At 39.3% G+C, this 16,080-nt stretch carries 11 protein-coding genes; 5 read left to right on the top strand and 6 right to left on the bottom strand.

All coding sequences use genetic code 11. From position 1 onward, the window contains the following. Nucleotides 1-5: 5 nt before the first annotated feature. Both ACMZOO_RS17950 and ACMZOO_RS17945 read right to left on the bottom strand, forming a co-directional pair. Nucleotides 6-1,154, bottom strand: a complete 1,149-nt coding sequence (locus tag ACMZOO_RS17950) for a Gfo/Idh/MocA family protein (RefSeq protein WP_440906610.1) — start codon at nucleotides 1,152-1,154, stop codon at nucleotides 6-8. Between the two features lie 11 nt (nucleotides 1,155-1,165). Further along, complete coding sequence (locus ACMZOO_RS17945) at nucleotides 1,166-3,547, bottom strand: PVC-type heme-binding CxxCH protein (protein ID WP_440906609.1); 2,382 nt, start codon at nucleotides 3,545-3,547, stop codon at nucleotides 1,166-1,168. A gap of 173 nt (nucleotides 3,548-3,720) precedes the next feature. Between ACMZOO_RS17945 and ACMZOO_RS17940 the strand changes: the two genes are divergently transcribed. Both ACMZOO_RS17940 and ACMZOO_RS17935 read left to right on the top strand, forming a co-directional pair. Then, the gene (locus ACMZOO_RS17940) at nucleotides 3,721-4,413 is read left to right on the top strand and encodes a FadR/GntR family transcriptional regulator (RefSeq protein ID WP_440906607.1); all 693 of its coding nucleotides are present in this window, start codon (nucleotides 3,721-3,723) and stop codon (nucleotides 4,411-4,413) included. 540 nt (nucleotides 4,414-4,953) lie between these two features. Beyond that, the gene (locus ACMZOO_RS17935; RefSeq protein WP_440906606.1) at nucleotides 4,954-5,412 is read left to right on the top strand and encodes a GNAT family N-acetyltransferase; all 459 of its coding nucleotides are present in this window, start codon (nucleotides 4,954-4,956) and stop codon (nucleotides 5,410-5,412) included. A gap of 471 nt (nucleotides 5,413-5,883) precedes the next feature. Here the strand turns inward: ACMZOO_RS17935 and ACMZOO_RS17930 are convergent, their stop codons facing one another. Then, a complete protein-coding gene (locus ACMZOO_RS17930; protein WP_440906604.1) occupies nucleotides 5,884-7,872 on the bottom strand; it encodes a hypothetical protein in 1,989 nt (662 codons plus the stop codon). A 350-nt stretch (nucleotides 7,873-8,222) separates the two neighbouring features. Here ACMZOO_RS17930 and ACMZOO_RS17925 point away from each other — a divergent pair, with 350 nt between their 5' ends. Then, on the top strand, nucleotides 8,223-9,017 hold the full coding sequence (locus ACMZOO_RS17925; protein ID WP_440906603.1) for a hypothetical protein: 795 nt from the start codon (nucleotides 8,223-8,225) through the stop codon (nucleotides 9,015-9,017). A gap of 78 nt (nucleotides 9,018-9,095) precedes the next feature. Here the strand turns inward: ACMZOO_RS17925 and ACMZOO_RS17920 are convergent, their stop codons facing one another. Both ACMZOO_RS17920 and ACMZOO_RS17915 read right to left on the bottom strand, forming a co-directional pair. Beyond that, nucleotides 9,096-9,503: a hypothetical protein gene (locus ACMZOO_RS17920; RefSeq protein WP_440906602.1), complete on the bottom strand. Its 408-nt coding sequence runs from the start codon at nucleotides 9,501-9,503 to the stop codon at nucleotides 9,096-9,098. Between the two features lie 157 nt (nucleotides 9,504-9,660). After that, nucleotides 9,661-10,557 (bottom strand): 3-keto-disaccharide hydrolase, encoded by an 897-nt coding sequence (locus ACMZOO_RS17915; RefSeq protein WP_440906601.1) that lies wholly within the window; start codon nucleotides 10,555-10,557, stop codon nucleotides 9,661-9,663. Between the two features lie 481 nt (nucleotides 10,558-11,038). On the opposite strand from ACMZOO_RS17915, the gene ACMZOO_RS17910 reads away from it, so the two are divergent. Both ACMZOO_RS17910 and ybaK read left to right on the top strand, forming a co-directional pair. Beyond that, on the top strand, nucleotides 11,039-14,509 hold the full coding sequence (locus tag ACMZOO_RS17910) for a hypothetical protein (protein WP_440906600.1): 3,471 nt from the start codon (nucleotides 11,039-11,041) through the stop codon (nucleotides 14,507-14,509). Nucleotides 14,510-14,714: 205 nt separating this feature from the next. Next, nucleotides 14,715-15,185, top strand: coding sequence for a Cys-tRNA(Pro) deacylase (ybaK, locus tag ACMZOO_RS17905; protein WP_440906599.1), 471 nt, complete (start codon nucleotides 14,715-14,717; stop codon nucleotides 15,183-15,185). A gap of 9 nt (nucleotides 15,186-15,194) precedes the next feature. On the opposite strand, the gene ACMZOO_RS17900 is transcribed toward ybaK, so the two are convergent. Then, on the bottom strand, nucleotides 15,195-16,034 hold the full coding sequence (locus ACMZOO_RS17900) for a diguanylate cyclase (protein ID WP_440906598.1): 840 nt from the start codon (nucleotides 16,032-16,034) through the stop codon (nucleotides 15,195-15,197). Nucleotides 16,035-16,080 lie beyond the last annotated feature (46 nt).

Genomic DNA, 16,080 nt, shown 5'->3' with positions numbered 1-16,080 from the left:
AATCCTTAGCGGTATGATTTGCTCATATCAACAGTTGCTTGAATATTGCTCTTAATTCGTAACTTAGAGGATGCGATTTTTCGCTCTAATTGCTGTTGGTAGGCTTGGCGATCTAACGGCAGTGACACCTGTTGATTTGTCCAACTCGACATTAAAATGCCATTAGCAATATCAAGTGATGCTAAACCCGCGTGCGCAGGTGTCATTAAAGGTTCGCCAAACAAAATAGCGCGAACAAAGTTATTCAAGATAATTGCGTGCTGGTTTACTTTATCATTGACAGTAACGTCAGTTGTTGCAACTTCCGGCATACCAAACATATCTGTGGTATTGCGGCTAAATGTTTGTGTGCTCTGTTTGTTGAGTTTTTGAATCAATTTGCCAGAGTCAAAATGTAAACTGCCTTTATCACCAATTACATCAAAACGATTCACACCTGGCGCTTCGCCGGTTGATGCTACAAAAACACCTGTCGCTTTGTTGGCATAACGAAAGTAAGCAGTCACTTCATCTTCTACTTCAATATCGTGATATTTACCAAATTCACAAAAGCCGTTAATGGCTACTGGTACACCACAAATCCACTGAAAAATATCAATGTTATGAATGCATTGGTTTACTAAAGCGCCGCCGCCCTCACCTTTCCATGTTGCGCGCCAGTCGCTTGCTTGAAAATAAATTTCGGGTCTAAACCAATTTGTCATAGTCCAATGAGTACGGGTAATCGCACCTAGCACACCTGAGTCAACTATTTGTTTAATTTTAACGTAATTGGCATCGGTTCTTTGGTTTAACATCAGGGCAAATTGGGTGCCTGGCTGCGTACTGGCAACTAACTTTTCACCTTCATACGCAGACAAACCTATGGGTTTTTCTAACAATACATGAATGTCTTTTTCGAGCGCGTATTGGGCAATTTCATAATGCGACATAGTTGGTGTAGCTATTAATACAGCGTTCACCAAGCCAGAATCTATTAATTGTTGGTAGCTGCTAAAGTGCTGAACGCCTGCCAACTCATTTTCTGGTTGCTGACGCGAACATACAGCGGTTAACTGAATATTTTCAACTTCACCTTGCAGAATATTGTTTATGTGTTGTTGCGCGATATTGCCTAAACCAATCACACCTAACTTGACTATGTTTGCATCCATTTGCTTGCCCATTAATTAAAATTGTCTTGTATTGTTTCTGTGGTAAACGGCTGGTTTTGTTGCGCTGTTTGTTGACGCACTTTGGTTACTTCAGTGCTCTCAACAGCACTACTGCTATTGTTCCAAGCATTACGAATATAAGTGGCGATATCTGCCAAATCTTGATCGCTAAACTCACTATTACCGGCAAGCCCAGGCATAGACATAGGCGAGTTATAAGCTTGACCATTCACTGTCATAGGGCCGGTAAAACCGTGCAACAATATTGCCGCCAACCTAGCACTCGATCCCACAACCCATTCACTCTTGTTAAGTGGTGGCACAATGGAGCTACCTTCACCATCTTTACCATGGCAACCAAAACAGGCGGCTGCACCTTGATAAAAACCTTTCCCGCGGTTAAAACTCTCTACTTGAGATTCAGATAAATGCGCCATTGAATTATCAACCGATTGAACATTCATAACTGCTCTGATTTTATTAGCACTTTGTTCTGATATTTGCTGACCTTGCTCAGCTAAAAAAGCGGCTTCGGCATCCGCCAGAGCGGCCAAGCTAAAGTCAGATAACGCGAATTTATTGATGATGTAAGCCAATGCAGCCCAAGCTTTATGAGTACCACAAGCCAGCTCTAGTGCATTTTTACTTTGTGGATTTACAACTAAAGCTTGTTGATACAACCACTTTTGAATGTCAGCGTTAGTTGGTAATTTTTCGGCAAGTCGGTATACAGTTGCTAAAACTTTAGGCTGGTTCGATAAAGCGGCCTGTTTTAACACAGCAAAATCAACCACACCTAAACCTTCTAACGTCCAGAGTGCGTTTATTTTCGCCAATGGATTATCACTGCGGCTTGCAAGCTTTTTCAACTCTGGCACTAGCTGCTGGTATTGCTGCATAACAATTATTTGTTTCGCCATATCTCTGTGCCAACCATTGTCGTGACCGAGATAAGACACTAGCTCTGCAACTGCAACTTTATCTAAATAGTTATTTCTTTTAACGGCTGATTTTTTATGTTTTAAGCGATAAATGCGCCCAATATGCTTGTTGCGCTCTAATTCGCGCATAGTTATTTGTTGGCGTAAATAAGTGGTTAAATAGGTTCGATGCTGAATAATACCGTGGTAAAAATCAACGAGCGTGACTGTACCATCAGGTGCATTGTAGGCATTAACCGGCCGAAAACGTTCATCGGTCGAGGCGAGAATTTCTTGTTTCTCAAATAAATTTTCACCAGCAACCACACCATCTTGCTCCAAAATGCGCGTCGCCTTAACTAAATTAGCCGCAGGCTCAGCAACTAAGCCTATACCATAATATTCTGCTGGAAATTGGTTACCTCGATAAACTAACGGCCCACAAGCCGCAGTGTGGTGACGTAAACGATACTTTTCATCCAGCATACCTTCTAGATAACCACGATTAATACCTGGGGTAACTCGAACTGGGTAAATATCAGTTGTACCAACCACTTGACCTAAAATAGCTTTGGGAAATTTATGTTTTGGATTACGAATGGCAACATCCGGCAAAAATGACGTTGTTAGGATAGAACTAGAATTAAAATTGAAATAATGACGGCCATAATCATCTTGGCTAATGCCCCACTGCCCTCTATATTCAGTACGCGCTCTAACCATTTTCCATAAATGATTGCGATATATCTCCTCGCCACCAGCAGGAATATCAGCGGTTAAAGGGTAAGGTCGATATTTAATCTCAGATTTAGCGCTGTAGTACCAATTATCTAAGCTATACAACAAACCATTAGGTTTGTGTTCTACATTGCCACCTGCAGCATATTCGCCATCGATAACCTCGGTTTGACCAACAGTAAATTTATCTGATTTATGCGAAACTTCAGTAAAGTACAATTTTTGCTGGTCTGCCCATAAAATGCCACCTTGAACAAAAGCCAGCGCTCGTGGCAACAGCAATTTTTCTAAAATAACCTGACGCTCATCCATAACACCATCATTGTTTTTGTCGCGCAATACTACAATTTGGCTTTCATGCTGCATTTCTCCGTTTGCTTCTGCATCTGGCATAAATGTAGTCATTTCCACTACCCACAAATTGCCCGAGGCATCGTATTGCACAACCACCGGATCAAAGACTAGCGGGCTATCTGCTATGACTTCTAGCGCAAAATCATCATGCAGTACAAATGAGTTAAGTGCATCTTGGGTATTTAGAATGGGCGCAGGGGGAATAGCTTCCCTTGGCACAACTTCTTGCATATTGTGCCCTTCTCTGTCCCCTGGATTTTTCTCGCTCATTTGCTGTTTATTGTTATCCGTCGCATCCGCAGCAATTGAATGAGTTGTTATTCCTGCAAAAACAAAAGCGAACACCAGCTTTAATTTAGAATTTTTGTTAGTTAAAAGCATTCCGACTCCACATTGGCCTGACCAATTTATTGTAAGAGCATTTAATTTACCGAGTCAACTAAGAATTAACCTAGCGTTTAGCTAAATTTAAAATGGTCAGGCCATGTTGGTTTTAAACTAATAATTATTTAGGCATAATAAGCTTAGTTGCTTTTTACGTTTAATCGCCAGTTATGGAAAATTCCCAAAAACGCTTATATATCCAAATTGCTACCAAGTTAGCCGCAGAAATATCTGCTGGTGAAATAAAACCTGGCGAGCGATTTCCGTCAGAACGAGATCTTGCAGCTAAATATAATGTAAGTCGCTCAACCATACGCGAAGCAATGATAGCTCTAGAAGTTAACCAAGTGGTTGAAATTAGAACTGGCTCAGGCATTTACGCATTAGAACCTATAGCCGCTAACCCAATTGAATTGGCCGACGAATTCCCTAGCCCGTTTGAAATATTAGAAACTCGGTTAATTTTAGAAACCGAAGCGGCCAAATTAGCTGCAACTCGCATCAGCAACAGCGAATTGCATGAGTTAATGCAATTAACCACAGCCATGCAAGTGGCATCGGAACAAGGTGATATTGCCAAAGCGGAAAAAATCGACCAAAAGTTTCACCTAACTATAGTACGAGCAACACGAAATAACGCTTTGATTTCACTCTATGAATGGCTGTGGCAGGCACGACAAACATCAGTCGTAAACAAACAATTTCACCATAAACTACGCCAAAACAATGCTGATGCAGTATTAGAAGAACACCGCAATATGCTAAATGCGCTAATGCAGCGAGATGAAGAATTAGCAAAAACAACAACTATGCATCACCTAAAAGAAGTTGAAAAACGCTTGGCGACAGATAGTTTTAGCTAAAACATTTGGCTGGGTGTGCAGCCAAATATTCTCTGTTTCGCACAGGCATTGGCGTTTATTGATGTAAAATATGATTGACTTTAATTTCAAATCGACTAAGTTTTTGAAATTAATTATTTTTTATTCATGAGTTAGCAAATTTACAACAATGTAGAAAGCGCAAATTCATGGTAGATAGCTGTTAGGTTTACATGAAAGTTGAGAGTTCAGCGAAAATTTATCAACAAAAAAGGGCTAAGTTTTTACCCGTTTTGAAAACTTGCATTGCTGTTTTTATATTTGTTGTGTTATTTCACTTAATTTCTAAAACTGAGCAAGTTTGTTTGTTTTGGTTGGCTTTTACCTCGGTTGTGATCGCGATATTCATTCAAATGGTATTTAACACCTGTCCTAAGTGCGGTACGGCTCAATTTAAATATCTAAACTATAATGGTAAGTTGGTTAGGGGACAGTGGTGGGAGTTAAACCCTGACTCATGCCCAGTGTGTAACGAAAGGTTAAAGTAAACCATACAATGCAATTATGAAGGCTTTAGCTTCTATGATCACGATACAACCATATTACAAGGGCGTAGAGCTAGAGCTCTTTAACGTATTTACTTCGGCAATTGGAGATGTCTGCAGTAGAGATTACACCCCTGACCAGATACGTGCTTGGATTCCATCAGAGTATAATGCTGAAAAATGGAGAGATCGGGTAGAAGGTATAAAACCATATATTGCAAAATTCAACGGTAATATTGCAGGCTATGCAGATATCCAAAGCGACGGATATATCGACCACTTTTTTGTAGGTTCAATGTATCAGTCAAAAGGGGTTGGGAGTGCGCTAATGGCCACTCTTTTAAAGCATTCAAACCTAGATCGTGTTTACTCTCATGTGAGTATTACCGCGAAACCCTTCTTTGAAAAAAATGGTTTTGTAGTAATTAGAGAAAATACGGTATCTATGCGTGGCGTAAAGCTAAAGAATTACATAATGGAACGTTTGGCAGCGTAAATGCTAACAAGTGACACATACAGCGAAGAGCAAGGCGTTTTTAGTGGACATGTATATCTTTGAAATATTTCTAATTATTTTCATACCATTAGGTACTTACTTTCTCAATATCTGGCGAAAAAGTATCAGCGGTATAAAGGTGTGGCCAAAAATAGCTTATTCTCTTGTATCACTTGTAATGGCAGGTACACCGCTAATCTATATTCGTAGTATCGAGCCAAATCACACTGCTTTGGGTGTTGTGCTGGCTGGTATAGCATTCTTTTGGTTTTCAATAGTTGGCTCGCGCAAAGCAAACATATAACAAGCCATAACGAATGGGACGCAAAAAGCTTGGCTGCGTGAAATAATTCACTGCCAAGCTTGCGCTTTTTGCACATATTGACTGCCAGATTTGATTACCACCCGTTTGTCGAATCGGACAGCCCAAGTTAATAATTATTCAGCTAGTTAGTAATTAACCTAAATCAATTAATTAACTGAAGTAAATTTCCACTTAGTTCTATCGCCCGTCCAAGTGTTTGGCCCTAACTGAAACATGGTGCCATTTTCGTTAAAGTGAATGCGCAGGCCACTGTCTCTATGAATAATTCGGCCGTATTCACCTTCATCAATAAACTTCCATTGATATTCACTGCCGCTTGAAGTTGCAGTGTACAAATTAATATCAAGGTCGTTTTCTGAGCCTAAAACTTTACCGGTTGCTACGTGAACAATTTGAAACCATTCGCCATCTGTATGTACCACTTGCCATTGAAACCAAGTACCTGTGCCAGTGCCTAATATGCAAGTGTCAGAAGATGATTGATAACGTAATCGATTTAACGAAGCAGCATGGTCAAGGAAATAAGTACCTTGCGCTACTGCAGCATTACTGCCAGTTGTAATTTTAAGAACGCTGTTATCTGTAGCGCCCGCTCCTTGGAAAAAAGTACTGCGGTCAGCGTTAGCTAAATAACTAGCGCTATGTTCAAGTACTTTAAAGTTATTAAATACCACATCTTCAATCACTATATTGGTGGTTGGGTCAATTACACTTTTGCCGGTAAAATCACCATAAACAGTGGTATTGTTAAAAGTGACATTGCGTATTCCCGGTGTACCTTGGTGCTTGGTTGGATCGTACACTGAATTACTTAAACGACTCGATTCTTTTAAATTGGTTATGCCAATTATGGGGCCATAGATTTCAGTGTTGTTAAACTCGATATTTTTACACTCTGAGTAAGGCCCCATTTGCGATGCCAGTACCCCATTGTTATTGCCTAAACCCGACCATTCAGGTCGATAAATAACATTGTTGTTTAGTACGATATCACCCGAATCAGCCACATTTTCCCATCCACAAGTTACAATAGCCCCATTGTAACTTTGATAAAATAAATTACCTTCAGCCACAATTGCGCGAGTATATAAAGCATCGTCTACTGCGCGAATAAAGTTGTTTTTAACTAGCGTGCCATTGCCCGGACGAAATGCATCGTTATTGCCATGCCAACCCCAAATTTTTACGTTTTCAATAACAGAGTCGCTACGCATCACCACACCATGCCACATGATGTCGGCAATAATTAAACCACGTAGTGTTGCGCGATCACCCAAAATTGCCGCTTCAAACATGCCGGTGCCGCTGTTGTTATTTTGATCTGGTTTCCAATAAGGCCCTGTATTTGGTGTGTTTACTGGATTGCGGAAATCACCACCATATAAAACACCGCGACCATAAACTAAAGTATCATCACCAAGACCACCGCCAGTTGCACGTTCAATATAACCTGTGACTAAAGCACGTGGATGCAACCAAATGGTTTTGCCATTGTTTGCTGGAATTGCGCCTTGCGCTTGATGATTTTTTACATCGTGAAAGCCACCGCGGAAAACAATAATGTCTGCGTTGTACATATCTTGGTAAGTTGTTGAGCTGTCGTAAACCACTTTAGTTTCGCCCGCGTTAGCAAAAGGCTCATCATTATCTGAATTTAATTCATCCGCAAAAATGGCCAGCGGACGTTTAATCACCTCAGTGCCGTTATAAGTGTTTTTATTACTTGCCACAGCAAAATTAACCAATACATATTTAGGTTGATTAAGAGTGAACTCTATTGTGTTGTTATCAATTTTAATTGGCGTTGAGTCAGCGTTTACAACCTCGACATTAGCTGCGCCAGACGACACATTTTCACTAATGGTATTTTGGTTTTTCGTAACCCGAATGGTTAATGCCCCTGCATTTGTATCGAACGAAAATGGCGTAAAATGAAAAGAACGATTTTTATAAACACCGCCGGTATTACTGGTAATTAATTCGTCTTGGGAATCGTTGCGTTTTATATGTAGCGTTTGCCAACTCCCCGCGCCTTGTTTAACTTGAGCTGTATAAACGTCTGAATTAGCGAAATTTGAACTGCCCGGTGCCGGTAAATCAGGAATGTTCATTTGTGCCTTAGCAACAAATGACATTAGAAATACCAAGCAAACAAGCATTAAGTGCTTTAAGCGCATAACATGTCACCTCATTTTTATGTGTGTAAGTATTAGCTAAATTTATTGTTAGCCTGATTTGGTGTTGCGGGTACATGCTAGAAAAAACCGGAGATAACGGGTCAATCAATTCGTCTCAAATTGAAAACAATTTGTTTAATTTATGTAATAAAAACTATCTTTTAGCTTAGTGAACGACTATTCAGGAATATGTCAGTTTATTATTAAGTAACTGATATTTTTAGCTTATGTTATATTATGCGGCGCAATTTTTGCCATGCAGCAGATGCCTCGTCATTTGCCAATTCGCTTTAAATAAGGACATACACTTGAAGAACACTATAATTTTTTCAACTTTAGTTGGTTTACTCTTGGTAGGTTGTAATGACTCAACAGAAAATAACAACGACGAGTTCGAAGGAACTTGGGTTGGTACCAAGGTGACAGAGCTAAACAATTCTTTTGACAACTTCATTGCTACTGGCTCATCGTCAGCCAATATAGTTTTAGTAATTCGTAAAAATTCCGACAATCAACTAGAAATAGCCAACTGCTTGTCATCTTTTGAACAAATAGAATTAACAGCAAACACCTTTGAGCTTGGAGAAATTCAATACACATTGAAGAGTGACATTTCAATCTCGGGGCGTTACTTGAAAGATGAAATCGAAAACAATGGCGATCGCTATTACACCTCAGCCACTGTCGAACTAACTAAATACAGTGATAGCATCGAAGCATTTGGTGAAATGAATATTGATTGGATAAACCCTGAACATCATCAAACAAATAGCGGAATTTATTGTGTTGAATTTGGCACGAGTTCGTTAGACACGACTAATGGTCATAGCCTTAGTGAACAATACGTGTACACAAGCGATGGTCAGAGTTCGAGTCGATTTACTCAAAGAACAGGCGCACAAAATCGGATGCATATTTATGTGCAAAGTGGCGACAATAGTCTTTGGGATTTTGACGATAGCAGCAATGTTGATAAGTTTTCATTAGATATAGATGAAGTCAACGCTACTAACCTTGACGTTTATTTCACTCTAGAAAAATCTGGATTAACCACTCAGCCAATTGGTGAAGCGAGTGGAACATTGAAAATTGACTTACAGTAAAGATTAAAGCCACAACAGACTGTTATGTGGCTTTTGAAACTTTTTGGCGATATGGTTCAAATTGTTGCGATTAAGATTCTATAGCAGAGTAAATCCCTTCGGTGCTATCGGCTTATTAAACTTGTATAAGTTGACATAAATAACAACAGGCTTCGGCAAACCTTTATATGAAAGCTCGTATTGATCAAGCAACCCACCACCAAATGGCATCGAAGGATCTTCAAACGGACAACAACTACCTAATCGTTTAACTTGCACAGCTTCACCATTAGGACCAAGAAGACTCTGAAAATATTCGATATGCGCTCCCTCATATTTGGTACCACGTAGGAAACCACCCAATTCAATTGGTTTATTTTCGCTATACCCATATTCAGGGTCTGAAGAAGTCATTTCCGACAAACCAGTTGCAACAGGTTGTGTACTTGTTGAACTACAAGAAGCTAAAAAACCGATAAAAGCTAAAACTAAAATATTCTTTAACATAATTTTCCCTAATATAAAAAACTCACACCAACATATAATATAGTGCATGTTAAATTCTTGACCGATATTAGCCAATCGAATCCACTATAGATTTGATTTTAATCGAGATTTGAATAATACAGCATCAGCTAATAATAATGTAGTTGAAGTTTATAAACTAGCCATCAATCCGACGTATTTGTGCTTCGACTTCTGCTGGCAATTTCTTTACATGGCGAATTTTCATATCTCGGTAATAAATTTCAGCGGCTTCTGATTGAAATTGAATTTGTCCTGAGGTTAATGGTTCGCCGGTTTTTGTGTGTAGATTTTCAACAAACATCACCACTTCACCATTTACCATATGCACAGCTTCATCACCAATTGCATATAGCTCAACCGTGTTCCAATTGCCAAATGGTGCATCGTTTTCAATGTAAGCATTGGTGTAACGTGCACCTGTGATCACATTGTCGCTATTTGGGTCGTAATAATATAAACCACTGTCGCGTTTATCTGGTTTATTGCTGCTTTCAACTTGATAACCACGATATTGCCCACGAGGGCCTTTTAACCCTAAATAATCACCTATATCACTTTCTTGAATTTGATATTCAAGGCAGGCTTTCCACGTATGCCAAAATACGCCATGTTCGCCGGTGCAATGGTACAACAAGCCGCTGTCGCGCTTAGCGGTTAATCTTGGTTCCCAACGCTGCATGCCCCATTTAAATTGAAATTTTAGATGATAATTACCGTAGCTTTTGAGGGTATTAATACCTGCGTATATTTGACCTGACACTTTAATAACTGGCTGGCCATCTTCTTCAATGACACTAAATATTTTAAGCGGATCGTTATTCAGCCCCAGCGGCGTGCCTTTGGTTACATCGTCACTTTGAAAAGTGCCTGCAGGTAATCCCTTTACACTAGAGTGTGGTATACCGCCCCAAAATTCGAACTGGGAGAGATTTTTATCTATTAAATAGTGCCATTCGGATTTATCGCCAGCATAAGCTGGCAATATCAACAAGCCGGTTAACAAGCATAGGGGCTTTTTGATTTTAACTGTCATAGTTAGCTTCCTTTGTTAGAGTTGATCAAATAATAACTATTTGCTCAACTCAACAAATGACCTGCTGTACCAGAAGTTAGCACTTGTTGTTTTAATTAACGCTTAGCGACAGATTGCCTGCTAACTATTTGAGGTAAAAATTTACGCTGTTTTTCTGCTATGCTGTCGCTGTTTTTGGTTAGTGCCATGGTTGCGGCTAAAACAGCCGTTATAGCTTGCTTCGTGCGAAACCCAGTGGGATGACTTTGTCACTATGAATGCCTGGTACGCTGATAACTCAGATTATCTTGAAGTTAGTTACAAAGTATTTAACAGTTCTCAGCCAGTTTTTACGCGTTTAGGCAAACCATAGGCACTCAAATGTCGCTACCATACCACAAAAAAATCGAACTAAAGTTCTAACTATCAAATTAAACTCAATTACTATCGACAAATTTCACTATAAAATTCGCTGTTTTTCAAAACACAAGGTAGTGCAAAATTGATCTTGCTGCAAAAATTACTATCCCTGTCACTTATAGCTATCTTAGTTTCAGCATGCACTAGCGGAGCCAGCACGGAAAAAGAAAATTCATGTACAGCGAACTGCGACATCGATGAAACTGTTTTGCCGATGCAAAGTCATACGAGCATAATTGCCCAATACTCAGGCGTAACCAAAGCAGCGACAATTGACCATAGTAATTTTTTAACTACTACGCACAAGATTTTATATTGGCAGGATATGGCTTTAAATTTACTCTATGGCCAGTCTATTTTGCCACAATACCAACTGCCCGAGCATATACTTGCCAATTACCAACAAAGCTCCCAAACATGTAGTAAAGGCGAAAGTCACAACCCTTTAGCGCAGTTGAAAGAAGGCGACAAAATTGCCCATTATTATACTGCCGGCTATTCAGGCTGCGATTCTCACTTTACATCAACAACAGGGTCAATGAATTTGCGACTCGTCGGTACCGATGTTGAAAACGGCTATGTAAATCAAATTCAATTATCATCAAATGATGGCTATACAGTTACCGATTTAACCACGGGTAAAAAATATCAAGTATCTGGTTTTCTCGAAGAAAGTGTCTATTCAGAAAGCTCTACTATGACTTTTCTGTTCACAGATAGCGACACACAAGAACAAGTGTTAATTGAAAATTTTTCCTACCCATCAAACGCAGTCACCCCTACAACGGGGACAATTTATTTTAGCGACTTAGGTAGTATGGCAATTGACGGAGTTAATACATACTCTGGCAATAATAAACTTAATATTGCTCATGGCCGTATTCCAGAAGCCATAAATGTAGAATTCGAGCCACTGAGTCCAAATTTCGACAACTACTACGGATTAATCGAAAGACTTGAAGGACACCCTTCAGGGCTAGGCAGCTCAAACCAAGCGAGCATACGCTATGAAAACTTCACATTTGACAAACTATCAAATAATGGCCCAACCAAAGCTACTTGCGTGGGTTGCGGTGGAATTTTTCCGACAGGGTATACTTTAACAACCGAAGTAAATCACACTAAATATTCAGACTACGACCCAGTAAGAATAACTTGGTCTGTAATAGATAGTAACGAAGAAGTCGTTTTCCAAACGAATAAATTAAATCAGGAATATAACTTTGAAACTGATGGCCAATATAAACTTAAAATTGATTCAGAAGACTTAAACGGTAACCAGTATTCATACTTCGAATATATATTTATTGGAACAAGATTAGAAGGTACAGAGGCAGACTCATTAGATTCACTTCGCTTTGATACAACACAAATATCCGACTTTCCAGTTACTTTAGCTTCCCTAAATGAAATTTTACCAGATCATCAAATGTTTGAGCTTGTTAGCACATATGGCGAACTGATGTTGACAGATAACGGTCAGTTACAACTAAACAGAGCCTTTACATCACCAACTGGCAAAGCTGATTTTGCCATCCGTAGTGTAGCTCAGGGCGCCGAGGTTATTTATATAGGAACATTAACAACAAAAATATCAATTTTAAACACACAACATATTAACTTTGGTTTTCCGTATAGACCATTTTCAGGTCCAAATTATGATCATTACATGTACTCAGAAAATGACAGTGTACAATTATTTTCAACCTCATATGACCCTGATGTTTTACGCAAAGAATTGTTTCTAACGTCCGTTGAAAAGGGAAAACTAACCACAAAAATAGTCAACGAATTAGAACTAGCCCTCCCTACTCATCAGCTGTACAACAATAGTGTCGACCTAACCGGTGATGGCTATAGAGACAGACTAACAGATTCAAAAATTTTTGATTTGACAATAGAAACCAGCCCCTCTTGGACTCATTCATGGGGTGGTGATTTATCATACTGTGATCTGGACAATGATGGAGCGTTCGAAGCGATAAAAAAACAAACCTTGTACGATTGGAATAGTGGTACCCCCGTCATTATAAAAATGAGTGATAAAACCATCCCCTATCGAGGTTTTGTTGGTGACGCATTAACGGACAATTGTTCCAGCATCTTGTCAGCGGAGTACATAGACAACACAGTTTTAATCAGCCAAAACCAATATATTAATGGTGAAATGTCTGAAACATCGAAACAATCCCATCCTAGCCAACCGCTAGTGGACTTTAAGGTATTTCAAAATGTGCAGTTAGAAGATCAATCTAGCCTACAAAAACTTCTATTTGCCAAGGCAACCCAAGATGATGGAACAAATAGTTCGCTTTGGTATTCAATTGGATTAAATCAAAGCACGACCAATTATCAAAAGATAGACGTTGTAACAGATTTAGGAATTAAACTCTCTGCGGAATACTCAACTCCCATCACGAGTTCTGATTTTGATCAAGACGGTATCAACGAAATTATCTTCACGCACGAAATATCAAACAATGATGAACTAGGCTCAAATAATCTGTTACAAGGCCTTACTGTAACAGTTGTGGCAAAATTTGAAGACAACATTTTCACGCCTATTTATACGAGTGATTTAATCATCAAAGACCCTGAAGCTTACGAGTTTAACGACAATCAATTCACCTTGGCGTCCCAGTCAATCGAAATTACCCAAAGTAGAAATAGCCGAACCATCATAAATTCTCGTGTTGTACCAACATCAGATTCGTTATCAAATAGACTGTCCTTATCTGAAGGCGATTATTATCAACTTACGCAAGAAAATATCAGCTACTTTTCCAAAGACGATCAGTTAGGTTGGACACATAATTTAGAAACTCCCGAAAGTGGGTACAGCGGAGTCAATGCCAGGTTACTTGGCAGTTATGAAAATATCGATGTTATTCAGTTTAAATCTGATTTTCTTGTAATAGATAAAATGAAAGGCAAATTACTCGTTTCAGTAAACGATCTATATAGTAAATTTGAAAGTGGCAAAATTATTTTGTCCCCTGATTTCTCTAATAACGGACTATTATTTATTAGCCCGAACCACAAAACCTATCAAGCTTCTGATTTCGACTCAGTTAAATTTCCTACGGGCGTTTATTCATTAGAAAATGGCGAATTGAATATATTACCCTCATGGAGGGACAATGGTTTTAGTCGATTTGGTGAGGGGCTATCATATTACTCTTGGGTAGATGTTAACCTCGATGGTCAGCACGAAGTTGTAGCTTTCTCGCTAACCAACAATCTTAGAGCTTATACAGCAGATATAAACTCGGCCGCGATCACTATGTACCCTAGTGTACTTGCACAAAACCAGACAACAGTAGCTATTAATCTATCTGAGCAGAGTGAATGTTTTGATTCAGCTTGTCGATTGTCTGTTACTTTAACCGACGTTGAAGACACACAATACATAACCGCCGTCGACAAATTGAGCCATCAAGTCGTTTGGCAGCACCCAACTAATCATAGTCTGAGACAAATTATCGTAAACTCAGTCGGTAAGCTAATCGGGATAACAACTTACGGTGGTGCAATTCTTTATGAGTTTAATTAACTTTACCAATGCCAGAGGTTGAACCTGTAACTAAGGCAACCCTTGATATATTTTGTTGATAACAATCCATTTTATTCCGCTTCAAACTATTTAGTGTTTATGTAGCTTCTGGTAAATTTTACAAGCATACCTTTGTCAGAAACTTGTGTACATTCGCAAGAGCTTGTAGGCTCACTGAAAAGATGCAACTAACCCAAGTGAACAAATGACCCCAGCAATTAATTTGGCTAAAAAAGCTAAAATTTCGCATACGATCCACGAATACCAACATGATTCTTGCAGCGAGTCATATGGCTTAGAAGCAGCTGAAAAGTTGGGGATAGATGCAGCGCAAGTGTTTAAAACTTTAGTGGTGTGTTTAGACAACAAACAACTTGCGGTTGGTGTTGTACCTGTTTCAGCTATGCTCAGCATGAAACAAATTGCCCAAGCAGCGGGTGCGAAAAAAGCGGTCATGGCTGATAAAAATGATGTTGCACGCTCAACTGGATATGTACTTGGTGGTGTTAGCCCGTTAGGCCAAAAGAAACGTTTAATCACTATTATTGATGCTTCCGCACAAAACTACACCAGCATTTTTGTGAGCGCCGGTCGCCGCGGCTTAGAAATAGAACTCGCAGCAACCGACTTACAAAAATTAACCAATGGAAAATTTGCCAATATATCCGCTGACTAGTTAATAGTTTTACAATTGTAGCCATAATTCAGGCCTATCCAGCGGGGTGGCCTGATGTAAATTAGGGTTAGGAATACGAATAACAGTTCTGGCCGCTAAATTAGCTTTATCTAAAGCATTTTTGACATGTGGCGCGTTATAAAAAAGTTGATCAAAACTGCCATCGGCTATCGCTGTTTCTAACCCTCGTTCGATTAAATCACGCAAAGCTGCATTGTCTTTCGCGACAAAAAAGTACATAGGCATTGGATAAATTAATAGAATATTTTGCTCCACCGCCAAAGATAAACCGTCACGACGATGCACTTCATCCCAAGGCTCGTGTACACCTAAAGGTAAATAATCAAAACGGCCACCGTCTAACATATAAAACAAACTTTCTTTTTTAACCGGTGTTACCACTGGCATACCCGAGTGTTTTAATATATTTGTATCACCCCAAAAACGCCCTTGGCCTGCGCGCAATTTGCGTAAATCATTTATAGAATGAACTTGGCTAAATTGATTTTGTTGCTCTGCGTGAATTAAAAATAATCTATGCCCTTGCAAACCTTTCATCAAAGGAATACGAATAGGCAACAAGTTGCTTTCATATTCAGGTTGTGTACCGGCCCACATAATTGACAACTCGCCGGTATTTAAACGCTCAACCTGTTGTTGCTGATTAAAACTCTTGCTTGATTCATTTAATTTAAACTGGCTAGAAGCTTGTGCCTTATCAAGTGCCAGCTCAATTAGTTCTACAAAGTAGCGGCTTTTATCATCCTTGATTTGCGTGTATTTAATTTCCTGAGCACATACACATACACAAACACAAACTAACATTAAGGTGGTGAATAAATATTTCATATAAACCTCGTATTTACATTACGACATCCTTGTCGACACACACGAA

It is taken from the genome of Catenovulum sp. SX2, from assembly GCF_052056295.1.
GTDB lineage: Bacteria > Pseudomonadota > Gammaproteobacteria > Enterobacterales > Alteromonadaceae > Catenovulum.
Note: the sequence above shows the minus strand (reverse complement) of the source record. Positions and strands in the feature narration are given on the sequence as shown.

Excerpts from the sequence above, each read along its gene's own strand:
- ACMZOO_RS17950 (WP_440906610.1), bottom strand. The coding sequence starts at position 1,154 with ATGGATGCAAACATAGTCAAGTTAGGTGTGATTGGTTTAGGCAATATC.
- ACMZOO_RS17930 (WP_440906604.1), bottom strand. The coding sequence starts at position 7,872 with ATGTCATTTGTTGCTAAGGCACAAATGAACATTCCTGATTTACCGGCA.
- ACMZOO_RS17915 (WP_440906601.1), bottom strand. The coding sequence starts at position 10,557 with ATGACAGTTAAAATCAAAAAGCCCCTATGCTTGTTAACCGGCTTGTTG.
- ACMZOO_RS17920 (WP_440906602.1), bottom strand. The coding sequence starts at position 9,503 with ATGTTAAAGAATATTTTAGTTTTAGCTTTTATCGGTTTTTTAGCTTCT.
- ACMZOO_RS17935 (WP_440906606.1), top strand. The coding sequence starts at position 4,954 with ATGATCACGATACAACCATATTACAAGGGCGTAGAGCTAGAGCTCTTT.
- ybaK (WP_440906599.1), top strand. The coding sequence starts at position 14,715 with ATGACCCCAGCAATTAATTTGGCTAAAAAAGCTAAAATTTCGCATACG.
- ACMZOO_RS17940 (WP_440906607.1), top strand. The coding sequence starts at position 3,721 with ATGGAAAATTCCCAAAAACGCTTATATATCCAAATTGCTACCAAGTTA.
- ACMZOO_RS17945 (WP_440906609.1), bottom strand. The coding sequence starts at position 3,547 with ATGCTTTTAACTAACAAAAATTCTAAATTAAAGCTGGTGTTCGCTTTT.
- ACMZOO_RS17900 (WP_440906598.1), bottom strand. The coding sequence starts at position 16,034 with ATGAAATATTTATTCACCACCTTAATGTTAGTTTGTGTTTGTGTATGT.